Below are 12,696 nucleotides of genomic sequence, written 5' to 3'. Positions count from 1 at the left end.
GGCTTACGAAAATATGAGTTAGGTTGCTATTAAATAAGAAAAATTTAAATAGAGTTTAAATTAAATGTTCATTTAGTTTGACCAAGAAAATCTTAGCTTTAACAATATCTGATAGTTTACGTACACAAACATATGAAATATAGAAACAAATCAGTATGGTGCTAGTTAAAATGGAAAACCAAACATACGCCCCTGAATCTACTAATGACTTCAAATAGAGACCAAAAGTGTTTGATAAATAGGGTAATGCTCCTAATATAAGAAATATTAAATAACCTGCTAGGAACAACAACATTTTAAATTTTGGATACTCAAAAGTTATCAATTTGTAATCTTCATTTTCAGAATCTTTAATAAAATAGAAATACTCTTTTGCTCTAAAGTAATTTTCAGCCAAATTATCCAGATCTTTTAAATCAATCAAAAGCTTTAAATCTGAGAAATTTGCATTGTCATTTTTGAAAAACAATTTAGAAAATCTATCCTTTTGGGGTCTAGTCATTTTATTATTCGGCAGTAAAAAAATGCCACTTAGTTTTTCGGCTACTTCAAAATCAGTTTTCCATTGATCTATGACATTTTTTTTATGGCCAATTTTTGATTTAAACCACTCCATATATATAGAGGTTAAAAACGTTAATGTTGCGGCCAAAACAGCTATAAGAATTTTTTCTAACATAAAACACTTCAATAACAAAAAATTTTTTATAAAAACTAAATCTATTCTAAAAACACAATAAGTAATGATTTATAGGCTAAATTAATATAAACACTCTGTGCTGCCAATTGTTGTTTAGTTTAGCATTTCTCCAACGACTGGTCGGTCACTTGTATAAGTTTTGCTTCAAAATCTTATTTATTCACCCTCAATTTCGTAAAGTCTTTTTTTATATTTATCCATATCAATTCACCCTAAACCCAATAGTTATGTTGTACTGCACAAAATCCTTATCAGTACCCACACGATTTACCTGTCCCTGCAAACACTCCAAATGATCTACACTGAAATATTCAAAATGACCAAGCAAAGCATCACTCAAAACAGTTAAATCTTTCTCTCCTGTATGTGGTCGAGCAAAACATTGAATATTGATCACTCCCGTTCTTCGGGTACATGGCGTATCAGCTAGTCCTGAGATCATGCTTGGACCACCAAGAATACTCAGCCGGCACCATAACCCATCAACAGGAACATTAAAATTTGGTGCATTGGGATACTGGATTCTATCTTGAGAAAGACCTGTAAATAACTGCATCCGCCCCACGATAGCTTGTCTTGCTTGTTCAAGTGACATTGCCATCTTAGCCACCATACTTTTGAGAAATGAAGTTAAACGTAGTGCTATAAATCCCTTGCGGTGCTTGCTTCGACCACCCATTTTCTAAGCGCTCAGCATAAGGCTGATTGTTCTGTATGTAGACTAGATTGCCCAGCTTAATCCTTACTGCCTGAACTGCAGCATCCTGTACGGCGTTTGTTTCAGGACCACGTTTACCAAAGTTACCAGATCCAATCGATACAATATGAGATGCGCGATAAGCACCCGTATCAACTGGACTTGAAACCACTAAAGACTGCACCGTATCCATGGTGATTTTCTGAATGTGTTTTTCGGTCCCCTTAATAACTGCTACGCTAAAATCAGTTGGTTTTTTTCCTTTCCAAGTCATATTTTCACCTTGCAAATTATTGATATGTAAAAGTATGATTTCAGACTCTATACTTTTAACAAAAACTAAGGGTTAGCATGTTCATTTCAAGTGTTTTTAATAAAATTCTCAATTTTATTAAAGGATTTTGGGGAAAACTCCCCGATGAAAAAAAGGATGAAATTATTAAAGTAATTTTAGAGGGATTCACAGTAGTTCTTAAGGCTTACTATAAAGACTATAAAGAAAAACAGAACGAGACTAAAGAAGGAGCATTTAATAATGCAAAATAATCAATTTACTTTAGAAGATTTTATAAATACCCCTTCTGAGCCTACAGGAGCTATTGTAGCTACACCTAAAAATGAACTAGTTAGTAACTTAGGACAATCTATAGTACTTAGTGATTTACCACTAGATAAATCACAGGCCAGCAAATTTGAAAAGCAAATTATTGAATATGTGACCTCACCTAACTCCATTAAAAGTATTAGCGATGTTGTAGGTGAACCACTTGAAAATGAGTCTGAAGATGAATTTGTTGAACGTTCTTTGAAGAATATTACTGAACTACTTCTAAAAAAATTCGGATAAACACTATGTTGGATAATGTTTCGTTCATTATCCAATTTCCCTAAGCCACATAATCCAAATCGTTTCGGCTGGATCCTGCTGAATATGCACGACTCGAAACTTACCATGGGGTGTAAGCCACTCATCATCAATTTTCGGCACCATGGTTACTTCATTCTGCAGAACAATCGCTTTTTTGTCGGTGGCTAATACTCCAAGTGTCTTAATCTCGTATTGACTATATGAGCCAAACAGCACACCACGGCCAGAATAGTTCTCTTTAATCGTCTTATGCGTTTCAGTCAGAGGATCCCATTCTGTTTTGATTATCCGCTCACACGAAAAAGTTTGAACAGCATCTGCTAGATCCTCATCTAATGCCTCGGCAATGTCTGCCTGCAGTTCATCACGTAAGCCCATTAAATCCTCCTAACAAAGAACACTGCAGAGCGTTTAGTGAAAGGTTTAATCAGATCCAGAATATATTGCTCAGTTGCATTCAGCTTTAGGGATCCTTCCTGGTATTCCTTTTCTGATTCAACTGTATCGGCCTTAACCTTTTTACGTTTTAAGGCCTGTTCCTGCCCTTGGTAGAGCTCACCGTTCATGATGCCCTTAATGATCTCGTATGAGGCTGTTTTTAGTGCCTTAGGCACTAGTGTCACATCATCATAAGGTTTCACATTACGGGCGATCAGATAGGCTTCGGCCTTTTGCAAATAATCAGCCTTATCACTGGCAGATAAAGCATCAAAGCCTACAACATGTTCAATCGCTTCTTGTTCAGTGATAAAGCTCATAGATTATTCCCCTTGTTGTTGCTGAGGAATAAGGGCGATCAATTCAGGCTTAAAGGCTGAGTTCTTAAACTCAATACCAAGATCGGTTAAGTGAGCCTTGATTTGATCTACCTTCCAGTTTTCATAATCACCTGCTGGTGGACCATCTAAAGGATCAGGTATTCCTTTACCTTCATTCAGTTCTGCAATACGTGCTTTCATTGCTTCAGGATCATTCATGAATGCAATAAACTCGCCTTTTACGCCTGCCAGTTGTTCTTCAAGTTCATTCACTTTTTCTTGTGTCATTTGTCGTTCCCGTACTCGGTTGAATGATGAAAGTCCCATGAAAGGATCTCCAAAAAGAAAAGGCGGTATTAACCGCCTTTATTTGACCTTATGTTTAAACGCCACAATACGAATCTGCTTTGGATCGTATACGCGTTCCCAGTTACTTTCTGTTGAAAGGCCGCTATTGTTAGGTGCAACTCCCATTGCTCCCGACCATTTGATACCACGAGGATGCAGAACAAAATGACGGCGGTTAATCAAGATATCTGAACCGGCTAAACTGTCGCGATCTGTTTCCACGCCTACTGGTGCTCCAATATCCTGAAAACCAATTGCACCTTGGCCAAACAGGAACGATGTAAATACATCACCATCAACCGGCATGCCGTCATCGACAATTACACGGCGATCCATAAAGGTCTTATAAAGCACCACACCATCAGCATCACGGACCGTTTCAATCAGACCTTGTTTCGCCAATGCAGCCATCGTTGCTGAATGCATGGCAATTGCTGTTAATTTATCAACCGCATCGCCTAACTTATAAGAAGCATCGATAAAAGAAACACCATCAATCACTGCAGCAGCACCGGCACCAGCGGAAATATCATGGGTATTACTGGCCATACTGGCAGAACCGAACACACCTTTAAGTGTATTCACAGTGAAACCTTGGAACTCTCGTGCCCAGTAATCTGCAACAAGATCACCAACGGCACCCAATGGATCATCACCAGACAATGCCTTAGCAAGGTCATTGGCACCCCAAGCTTTACCACGAGCATGTAAAATCGCAATATCCTGTCCCGCTGCAATGTTATTCACGGTTAAGGCCTGATTATCTGATAGGACCTCAGACTCGCCGTCTAAATCGTTCCAGAATGGAATATTCACAGTAGAGCCGCCTTGGGTACCGAATGCCACCTCAACATCCAGTTCACCAACAATACCCGACTGCCATAAAGCAGATTTCTTGGTGGTTTTGTTTAAAACGTACTGAGTGAATAACTCTGGTACGATTACATCAGCAATTTTTGTTTCAGCCATGTGGCCTTCTCCTTAAAGTTTAATACCATGTTTTGCAGCAAGCTCTTTGGCTAACTGCGGATTTTCATTTCGTAATTGCGCGAGTTTGGTGAGGTTCACCGAGCCATCAGGTTTAGTGATATCGACCTGAGTTTTTGTATTGGTGCTACCTGGTGAACCCGAACCATTTGCTTTTGGCCAGAAATAAGGTTTTTGCTCGCGTAAGGTTTCAACCCATTCCTTAGGAGACAATGGCGTCTTACCATCTTTCCCAATAACGACGTCGCCATGTGCATCGATAGCGACAGCCTTGCCGTCTTCATCGAGTACAAATTTAGATTGAGCTAGGAATGCGATATCTGCGGTTGCTTCGGGTAAGGCTTCAAGTTCTACTGCTGCTTGAACAATTTGGCCTTGGACAACAGATTGCTTGAACTTATTGGCATAGGCTTCGGCCTTATCCGCACGTTCTTTTTCAGCATTTAGTAATTTGTCATGTTGTTCACGCATCTTCTCGGTACGCTTTTGAATGACTTCACCGACTTTGCCTTCAGCAATTAATTTCGCATCTTCATCGAGTTCCAATTGGGCAAACAGCTTTTTGACAATTTCAGGATCAATCCCTTCAAACTGTTTTTGTAGCTTCTGGAGTTCTTGCTTCGCATTCTTGGCGGCATCACGCTCGCTTTGTAATGCAGTCTTCAGACCTTTAGGATCTTCGTAACCATCCAGATCAAGGCGAAACTTCCCGTCCTCCTCGACATATAAGCCACGATGTTCCTCTTTAACGTCTTCTAGTGAAGTCACAATAAATGGTAATGACATGTTCAAACCTCTCGTTTGATTAGGTTGAGCCTTTTCTCAAGGCAATAAAAAACCGCCCTAAGGCGGTGTATAAGTAAATGCGATTATTTCAGTGCTAAAATAATCGCGATAATGATAAGTCCTATGACTAATCCAAAATTGGTAATCGCCTGCATTAGTCCTGCTCGATCGGCACCTTTCTCACTCATTTTTCCATCTACCTTTAACTCGGATTTTGATGTATTCTTATGCATAGAGATATTTCTCCTTAACTTTCACCGGTTGAGTTGAATTGAAAACCTCAGTGTTAGCGCACTGGGGTTTTTGCTTTATTGGGCTAGCATATTTCTTTACTAAGCCATTGTTTAGACGGAACGCGTTCCTATCAATTTGAATATTTACACATCTAAAAAGTCCTCTAGATTTTTGTTCCATAACTTTTTTCAGGCACTAAAAAAGCCGACTTGTTGAGAGTCGGCTTCGCTTGAAAAAATAATAAATCATGTCAATAGGGTTGAAAAGACCTAAAAAGGGCAAATTATTCTTGTTGATTAAATTTTACACTCGCTTATTTTTAAGTCTTTGTTAAATATAAAAACACTGATTTGATCTTAAACATTAGATGATTAAATTGTGAACTCAAATTACTTCGTTTTCACTACTAGTATTCTCAGGGAGTATTTCCTTCAATTTATCTATTCGTTAAAAAAGCCGCCCTAAGGCAGCTTCCTATTTCCGATTTCTTCTCTCTTATACGTGTAGCTCTATTCCTTTAGAAGATAAAACTATTCTAAAGCTACTTTTTCCTCAATGAGAAAATAAAGTGCTTTTCCCTTAAAAGGGATGATGAAAAATCTTACAAATACTCCACTTGGTTGAGTCATTTTTGCAAAATACACATCTAAATCATATACATCTACATCATCACTAAAGCACCAACTAAGGTAATCCATGATACGAAAAGCTAAATACTTTTTACGATCTGTGGTATCAATTGTCATACCTAAAGGTTTGGTTAATAAATAATCCTGAATTAATGTTTCAATTTTAGAAAAATTAATTTTTTCATACGTGAAATCTCGTCCAACATAATTATCATAATGCTTAAAAAAGTTACCTTCTACTGATAATGAGGAGTCATTCTCAACATCAAAGATGTATAAGTTTTTTTCCCTTATATCACCATCAATCTCTGCAAGTCCCTTTAAGAATCCTGATAAAAAACTTATTGAATCATCAATTAATTCCATAGTGAATTCACCTTTATTATTATTCACATTTATACTCAGTATCCTTCAAAGCATCATTCAAACGTAAATACATAGCATTTTGACTCTTGTAAAACTTTTTAAAATCCTTCAATGTCGAATCATCATCCTGATTATTCTTCTTCATTAGCTCTTTGTAGTCAGGATAATTTTTAACTACAAAATCTAATAAGTTAACTCTTTTTTTTGCTAACTTACACCAACTGCTTTGAGACTGAAACTTTTCTTCTTCTGGAATTTTTTCATCGTTATAATCACGAGAATCAATCGCGTTTTGCAGTACTGCTCTATTTAATTCACTTTTAAGACGCACATATTCCTGTTCAAATTCTTCAGGAGTTAAAGCAAAACATGTATTAGCAGTAACTAAACAAATTATAAAAGCAAATAATTTCATCAAAAATCCTCAAATTATCAATATCTCAAATCATTAATTTTCTGTAACTTTTTTTACCGTCACAGTTATAATCCCGCGTGGAACGTAGAATTTAGACATACCGTCACACGCTTTATCCACAATTAGGACAATTCTAATAGCTTATCTAATATTTCCTTTCCTAGCTGTCTGGTATTCTTTTTACCACCAGAATCAGTAAAATTATTTACGCCATACTTAAGGCCTAATTGTTCAAGAAATGGGTATGCTTTTATCTTTTCTCTATCTAACTTGACCAAGATTGTTTTATCTTCTAACTGTATAATTTCATAGTTATCCGCACTATACGAGCGAATGGTGCTATTTCGGGACTGATCAATAATTTCATAGTTAAAGTTATCAGCTATCTCAATCAACTTGTATATATTACCAATACCCCATTGATTTGAAATAACATATCTATCGCCATTATTCATTGTAAGAATATGCTCATCATCAAAGAAATAGCGTCCTTTTCTATGTTCTTCAACCTCTTCATACTTTTCAAATAGCTTTTCCAGATTGTCATACTGAGAAAACTCATTGCACAAAGCTTCAAAATTTTTAAGATTTAGCTCATTAAATCTCGTTTTTATGATTTCCAGTGCAAGATTTCTTTTATTAAAAGCATTGCCATTAAACAAGAACTTTGAATAATCTTTAGAGCTTGAATTCTTTGCTTCCCGTCTTTCCTCTGACTTTTTATGAACTTTGATCTGGTAATCTTTAGCCTCTGGTAACGGTATAATTTGCTGAATATCTAAGAGAATTTGTTCATTATAGGTATAGGGCTGTATTTTGATACATGTAATGTCCAGATTTCGCTCATTCAACCAAATTACAGATGTGGTTAATTCTTTGGAAAAGTTAGGAGAAACCAGAATAACTCTTACATCAACAGAGAAAGTATTCTCATCCAAGTTATCTATATCCACAAAACTAGAAATTTCTAGTAATGCTTTATCTTTATCAAAATCAGGAAACCCATTGGCCTTCTTATATCTATAGAAATTATCTACAGCGATATCTAAGGTCATAGTTGAGACCATCGAGGCATATCTTAATGCCTGAAGTTCCATATGATCTCCAGTCTCAGTCCGTTTTAATTCAATAACGACCAGATTGGCATTTTTATCAATTGCAAGAAGATCAATTCTTTTCTTAGAACCATCCCATTCAGAGTATTCCTCGGAAATAATCAAACAATCTGGAGCAATAACTGAGATATTGTTTTTGATTGCTTGTTGAAGATGAATCCTTTCATAAATTGATTCGTTTTTAAAAGTTGTAGTTTCAACAGGTTTTATTTCTTTCTCGTTAAAAGTATAAATAGCCATTTTATCGCGTAAAAAACAGAATTCGTTAACTTACAATGAATTACTATATTTTAAAACTCATTTATCACACTAAATAATTAAAATGATCTTTTCTCAAATAAAAAACCACCCCGAAAGGTGGTTTTCACTTAATTGAATATAAATTATGAACTGCTCCCTACTTCAGCTTGATAATGATCTTCCTGCTTTTTACTAAACTCTAATGAGTCCTGAATCATGCTTTCAGTGATATGGAAAAGCCTAATGAGTTCTTTGAATACCGATTCAGGTACGTTATACACCTTACCCACATATTCAATGGTTCGCTCTTGCTTATGCTGGATTGCATCAAGCATTGCAGCAATATCGGCAACTTGCTCATAAGCGAGTGCAAAGCCCTCAGCAACATCACTTGCATCATAGACTTGATTTTCAGCAACTAACTGGGTCATACTGTTCATGTTGTTTATTACTCCATGTGATGACAATGCTAAGCCCTTTGATTCCTGCAAGTTTCGTGAGGGCTTTTTTATTGCCTGAATTATGCATTGTGATTTCCTAATAGCTTTGAAAGCTTGGTTAGTCCCTTTGGTGTTACTCTCACCTGCTCTGTGATTTTAGCTGAGCCATCTCCTCGGGTGATTTCAGTTACCTTATGTTCTAAGTACCCAGACTGTACTTTTTCTTGATAGCCCAAGTAATGTGCTGAGCCTGTGCGTTTATAAATCCACTGTTTTTGATTCAGCCATGAGATCAGATCTTTCGGTCGCATTTGTAATGCTTTTGCGGCATCTGTTAGGCACAAGCTACCATCCGCTGTTGCAATACGATCAAAAGCTTCAACTGTTGGTTGCATAACTTCTACTTGCTGTTCAAGCTCAATGACTTTTTCTGAATATGTGAGTAAGGCATTTCGTAAAGCATGTGGATCTGCCAGTAGTTTCATTGGATCAATTGGTTTAGCAACTTGAGCTTCTAATTCCTGCCAACGGTCTACTAAGCGAGCTGTAAACTCCGGGCAAAGTTGAGCGACTACAATAATGCTGTCCCTTTTGCCTTGTTCGCCTGTGAAAATGTAAGTCTTAACTTTAATATTTAACCCTAAGTTGTTGATTTTATCGATATCCTCAATTTGAGGAAGCCGAATTACACCTTTATCAACAAGAGTTTCAATAGTCCGTTTCACGTTGTCAGATCGCTTATTAACAAGTTCAGCAATCTCAATATGATTCATGGATTGTACGTGTAATGATGGAACAATCGCATTCATGTTTTAACTCCTTCTTCAACGATCAACAATTTGACCGCTTTATTAATCAGATAATTCATAGATCGCTCGTCAGACTCACCTTTAGCCTTAAGCTGTTTGTGAGAATCAATTTCCAAGCGGACTTTCACATAGACGAATTCTTTAGGTTTCATACTCCCTCCAATGACCCCATTTTGGGGTGTTAATCCAATGTACCCATTTTGGGGTTATTGGTCAATCCCCAAAATGGGGTTAACATCAATTTTATTTTTTAAGCCTTTTGCTATGACTGAAGACGACAATAAAGTTGTTACCATGAAAGTACGTGTAACTCCCGAATTTAGAGAGCAGCTTGTTAATACAGCAAAAGAAAACAACCGCTCTATGAACGCCGAAATTGTGAATCGTTTAGAAAAAAGTTTTAACCGAGCAGTATTTGCTATTAGAAGTTTAAAAACTGAAGACTTAATCTCCATTCTTGCTGAGCGTCTGGCAGAAAAAGATTGCGAAGTACGAATTTCAAAACGTGAAAAAACAGACTTTACAGAGTAAATAAATTTTTTAGATTTCAGACCTCCTTAAAATGCCACAAAGTGTGGCTTTTAATTAATATAGCCACACTTTGTGGTAATGTAAATAAGTTAACTAAAATATTTGCCACATTTTGTGGCTTTCGAGGTCATTCATGAGTAACCAAGCTGATCACACCATCGTTCGATTACGTGTTCCGCCTGATTTAAAAGAAAAAATTGAAAAATCTGCTGAAGAAAATAACCGTTCACAAAGTGCTGAAATGGTTTCTAGACTTGAGGAAAGCTTTCCCCCAACTAATCATCAAGAAGCATATAAAAGATATATAAACAAAAGAATTCTGAATCTGACTTACACAATTGAACGTCTTGAACTTCAGATCGGTAATGTTAATTATTTAATAAAAGCCCACACTCAAGATACTGAGAAAGCTAATAAGTGGAATACTATTAAAGAATTTATGATATTAGAAAGAGATACTGCTATAGAGAATTTGAAGAAATTATATAGTGAAGATATTGACAATATAAATATGAAATCACTTGATGATGAAACAAAGGATCTTTTGCAAAAATATGTAGATATAAAAAAAGCACCATGAGGTGCTTTTTTCTAACTATTGCGTATACTATCTATGCATTCTATACAAACACTTTCTTCTATTTCTTCAAAATTATCAGTTACTGAATAAGCATATAGTTTTTCTTTGGGTTTACCACAGTGATCACAAATATTATGCATATCAGAACTAATATAATCTTCTTCTTGCTTATAACCTAAACCTTCAATAACTTGCCAATTAAAGAAAAATTTTCTATACGTATCATACGCAAATATTGGTAAATCATCTGAATAGAACTCGCTATCTTCACATTGCGTATACATCTGTTTTATATATTCAAGAATTGTTTTTCTGAAAAGTCCAGTTTGATAAATATTAAAATGATGAAAAGTGACACTTTCCATCATCTCCTTTTTATAATATGACCATGGTAAACTGCCATATTCCTTAGATATATGCATATTTTTACTTAAAAGAGAATTTTCAAAAGCTTTTGAGCATATTGCCCATAATCTGTTATCAAAACCATTATCGGCCTTTTCAAAAAATTCTGTATTAGAGATTTCACAATCATCAAAAAAGTTTATTGCTCCATTATCTAATTGCTCTATAAAAGAACTTAAACGGGCTTCTCTGGCTTCAGAGTAAAAGTTCTGTCCATAATTATCATTTGCAAAAGGATTCAATGCTACAATATAAATAACATTTGGTAATGGGAAAATAGAATGGTGTTCTTTCCATCTTTGAGAACCATACACAAAAGCATGATAACCATTTGATTCTAATTCTAAAGCAATATTGCTAGTTATAGCATCAAATGCATCCTTGACATAACTATTATAATTCCCCCTCTCTTTTTCATAAGAATCTACCCAACCATCTACCAGCTCAAAAGCTAATGTTGCAACTCTAATAGAGTCATCATGAAACATAGAATTAGAAAAAGTTACATAAGAGTTATCTTGTGGATAATAGACTCTAAATTTAAATTCAGTTTCATCCTCATTTGGTTCAGGAATCAAAGCAATTATATTTTTATTATTTAACATCAACTCTTGAAAATAAGCATCTTGCACAATTCGTGTCTGCATAGGAGCAATAAGAATTGAGATAACAGAAGTACTTTCAGCTGCACCAGGAAAGAGACTGCAAAAATAGTTTGAATATGCTAATAGTTCTGTAAAAGCTTCTCGTTCTGTTTGAGTTGACTTTTTTAATTCAATAATAGCGGGACCATTGTCCAAAGTCATTGCAACTAAATCTATACGTGTTGTTGAGGAATCTTCCTTTTTTAAACGTATTTCACGCCCAATAAACTCTATATCTTCTAAACTGTTGACTAGATTATTGATTTTTTCTTCAGTTTGTTTTTTTAATAGATTAGGAAAATTATACAAGTCCTCTATTTCAATTTGATCTGAGCTTTTCACTCCAATAATTTGCTCAAACAAGTTTCTTTTGTAGTCATTGTATATGAGGTCTCTTAAAGCATTTTCATAAATTTTCATTAGTTTCACTTCATCATTTTTTACAGAAAAATAACAAAAGAAGATTGTTAAGTCAATTGTAATATTTATTTAAAAGTTAATTTAATTAAAGGAATTAATATTAAGTCTAATTATTAAAATATTGAATTATATTTTCAATTAGAACAATATTTTCTAGTTTCATAAAAACCTTCCGGAATCATTATGGGAAAAAACATACTAATAATTGTTGTCGTACTTGTTTTAGCTTGGCTTGTCGCCACTGATCGAATGCCGTCTTTAATGGATATTGGTCATGAGATTGCTAAACATATCCTTCCACCAACTAAACAATAAAGTGAAACCTTGAAGTACTTTTTTAAAGTGAAAAAAACCACCTAAGAAGGTGGATTTTTTTCAAACAATTGATATAGCCTTTTAAAAAGTATTCCTATTATTAGCTACTTCATCAAGAAGTTCCGATGTCCGTCTAGTGTTCTGTTGAATTTTAAAAATTACGACCCAAAATTCCGACATAACGCGAACAAGGATTGAGCCAAAAACCAGAATAAGAATACCAATAAATATACTTTGGCCGCCTGCTACCTCATGTGAAGCTATATTTGTCCCTGATCCAGAATTAAGAATAAATGCCAAGCCTACTATCCAAACCGACAAAAGCATTAGCCAGTACATAACTGTAATTATTTTTGTAGACAAAACAGCATCTAAGAAAAAAATATTTTTCATTTCCACCCCTATTAAT

General features: G+C 35.3%; 20 protein-coding genes and 1 pseudogene. 4 read left to right on the top strand and 17 right to left on the bottom strand.

Annotation, left to right across the window (positions count from 1 at the left end; translation table 11 throughout):
• Positions 1 to 55: 55 nt before the first annotated feature.
• From A7P54_RS05710 to A7P54_RS05700, 3 genes are all read right to left on the bottom strand, one after another.
• Positions 56 to 679 carry a hypothetical protein gene (locus A7P54_RS05710; protein ID WP_171548929.1) on the bottom strand — a complete coding sequence of 208 codons (624 nt, stop codon included), beginning with the start codon at positions 677 to 679 and terminating at the stop codon, positions 56 to 58.
• Positions 680 to 902: 223 nt separating this feature from the next.
• A complete protein-coding gene (locus A7P54_RS05705) occupies positions 903 to 1,346 on the bottom strand; it encodes a hypothetical protein (RefSeq protein WP_354667334.1) in 444 nt (147 codons plus the stop codon).
• Positions 1,303 to 1,671 (bottom strand): HK97 gp10 family phage protein, encoded by a 369-nt coding sequence (locus A7P54_RS05700; RefSeq protein ID WP_171548927.1) that lies wholly within the window; start codon positions 1,669 to 1,671, stop codon positions 1,303 to 1,305. Before A7P54_RS05700 ends, A7P54_RS05705 begins: the two co-directional genes overlap by 44 nt.
• A 77-nt stretch (positions 1,672 to 1,748) precedes the next feature.
• Between A7P54_RS05700 and A7P54_RS05695 the strand changes: the two genes are divergently transcribed.
• Both A7P54_RS05695 and A7P54_RS05690 read left to right on the top strand, forming a co-directional pair.
• Positions 1,749 to 1,943: a hypothetical protein gene (locus tag A7P54_RS05695; RefSeq protein ID WP_171548926.1), complete on the top strand. Its 195-nt coding sequence runs from the start codon at positions 1,749 to 1,751 to the stop codon at positions 1,941 to 1,943.
• Complete coding sequence (locus tag A7P54_RS05690; RefSeq protein WP_171548925.1) at positions 1,933 to 2,244, top strand: hypothetical protein; 312 nt, start codon at positions 1,933 to 1,935, stop codon at positions 2,242 to 2,244. Before A7P54_RS05695 ends, A7P54_RS05690 begins: the two co-directional genes overlap by 11 nt.
• A gap of 27 nt (positions 2,245 to 2,271) precedes the next feature.
• Here the strand turns inward: A7P54_RS05690 and A7P54_RS05685 are convergent, their stop codons facing one another.
• From A7P54_RS05685 to A7P54_RS05630, 12 genes are all read right to left on the bottom strand, one after another.
• Positions 2,272 to 2,643: a glutamate 5-kinase gene (locus A7P54_RS05685; protein WP_171548924.1), complete on the bottom strand. Its 372-nt coding sequence runs from the start codon at positions 2,641 to 2,643 to the stop codon at positions 2,272 to 2,274.
• Positions 2,643 to 3,023, bottom strand: a complete 381-nt coding sequence (locus A7P54_RS05680) for a hypothetical protein (RefSeq protein WP_171548923.1) — start codon at positions 3,021 to 3,023, stop codon at positions 2,643 to 2,645. Before A7P54_RS05680 ends, A7P54_RS05685 begins: the two co-directional genes overlap by 1 nt.
• 3 nt (positions 3,024 to 3,026) lie before the next feature.
• On the bottom strand, positions 3,027 to 3,350 hold the full coding sequence (locus tag A7P54_RS05675) for a HeH/LEM domain protein (protein WP_171548922.1): 324 nt from the start codon (positions 3,348 to 3,350) through the stop codon (positions 3,027 to 3,029).
• A gap of 39 nt (positions 3,351 to 3,389) precedes the next feature.
• Positions 3,390 to 4,340, bottom strand: coding sequence for a major capsid protein (locus tag A7P54_RS05670; protein WP_171548921.1), 951 nt, complete (start codon positions 4,338 to 4,340; stop codon positions 3,390 to 3,392).
• A 12-nt stretch (positions 4,341 to 4,352) separates the two neighbouring features.
• Positions 4,353 to 5,144 (bottom strand): hypothetical protein, encoded by a 792-nt coding sequence (locus tag A7P54_RS05665; RefSeq protein WP_171548920.1) that lies wholly within the window; start codon positions 5,142 to 5,144, stop codon positions 4,353 to 4,355.
• A gap of 83 nt (positions 5,145 to 5,227) precedes the next feature.
• A complete protein-coding gene (locus A7P54_RS05660) occupies positions 5,228 to 5,377 on the bottom strand; it encodes a hypothetical protein (RefSeq protein WP_167247743.1) in 150 nt (49 codons plus the stop codon).
• Between the two features lie 531 nt (positions 5,378 to 5,908).
• Positions 5,909 to 6,373, bottom strand: coding sequence for a hypothetical protein (locus A7P54_RS05655; protein WP_171548919.1), 465 nt, complete (start codon positions 6,371 to 6,373; stop codon positions 5,909 to 5,911).
• A gap of 19 nt (positions 6,374 to 6,392) precedes the next feature.
• Positions 6,393 to 6,788: a hypothetical protein gene (locus A7P54_RS05650; RefSeq protein WP_171548918.1), complete on the bottom strand. Its 396-nt coding sequence runs from the start codon at positions 6,786 to 6,788 to the stop codon at positions 6,393 to 6,395.
• 122 nt (positions 6,789 to 6,910) lie between these two features.
• Positions 6,911 to 8,143: a hypothetical protein gene (locus A7P54_RS05645; RefSeq protein ID WP_171548917.1), complete on the bottom strand. Its 1,233-nt coding sequence runs from the start codon at positions 8,141 to 8,143 to the stop codon at positions 6,911 to 6,913.
• A gap of 143 nt (positions 8,144 to 8,286) precedes the next feature.
• Positions 8,287 to 8,583 carry a hypothetical protein gene (locus A7P54_RS05640; protein ID WP_171548916.1) on the bottom strand — a complete coding sequence of 99 codons (297 nt, stop codon included), beginning with the start codon at positions 8,581 to 8,583 and terminating at the stop codon, positions 8,287 to 8,289.
• Positions 8,584 to 8,663: 80 nt separating this feature from the next.
• Positions 8,664 to 9,392, bottom strand: coding sequence for a phage antirepressor KilAC domain-containing protein (locus A7P54_RS05635; protein WP_171548915.1), 729 nt, complete (start codon positions 9,390 to 9,392; stop codon positions 8,664 to 8,666).
• The gene (locus tag A7P54_RS05630) at positions 9,389 to 9,544 is read right to left on the bottom strand and encodes a toxin-antitoxin system HicB family antitoxin (protein WP_171548914.1); all 156 of its coding nucleotides are present in this window, start codon (positions 9,542 to 9,544) and stop codon (positions 9,389 to 9,391) included. The genes A7P54_RS05635 and A7P54_RS05630 overlap by 4 nt, the downstream gene beginning before the upstream one ends.
• Before the next feature lie 37 nt (positions 9,545 to 9,581).
• On the opposite strand from A7P54_RS05630, the gene A7P54_RS05625 reads away from it, so the two are divergent.
• Positions 9,582 to 9,923, top strand: coding sequence for an Arc family DNA-binding protein (locus tag A7P54_RS05625; RefSeq protein WP_252728592.1), 342 nt, complete (start codon positions 9,582 to 9,584; stop codon positions 9,921 to 9,923).
• 133 nt (positions 9,924 to 10,056) lie between these two features.
• Positions 10,057 to 10,191, top strand: a pseudogene (locus A7P54_RS05620) (Arc family DNA-binding protein); the annotation flags it as partial.
• A gap of 323 nt (positions 10,192 to 10,514) precedes the next feature.
• On the opposite strand, the gene A7P54_RS05615 reads toward A7P54_RS05620, so the two are convergent.
• Both A7P54_RS05615 and A7P54_RS05610 read right to left on the bottom strand, forming a co-directional pair.
• Positions 10,515 to 11,972 carry a hypothetical protein gene (locus tag A7P54_RS05615; protein ID WP_171548913.1) on the bottom strand — a complete coding sequence of 486 codons (1,458 nt, stop codon included), beginning with the start codon at positions 11,970 to 11,972 and terminating at the stop codon, positions 10,515 to 10,517.
• 396 nt (positions 11,973 to 12,368) lie between these two features.
• Entirely contained in the window at positions 12,369 to 12,680 is a 312-nt protein-coding gene (locus tag A7P54_RS05610) for a DUF4282 domain-containing protein (RefSeq protein ID WP_004653661.1), read from the bottom strand.
• Positions 12,681 to 12,696 lie beyond the last annotated feature (16 nt).

The organism is Acinetobacter sp. Ac_3412, assembly GCF_013072675.1.
Lineage (GTDB): Bacteria > Pseudomonadota > Gammaproteobacteria > Pseudomonadales > Moraxellaceae > Acinetobacter > Acinetobacter higginsii.
The sequence above is the reverse complement of the archived record's forward strand: the minus strand, read 5'-3'. Positions and strand labels throughout refer to the sequence as shown.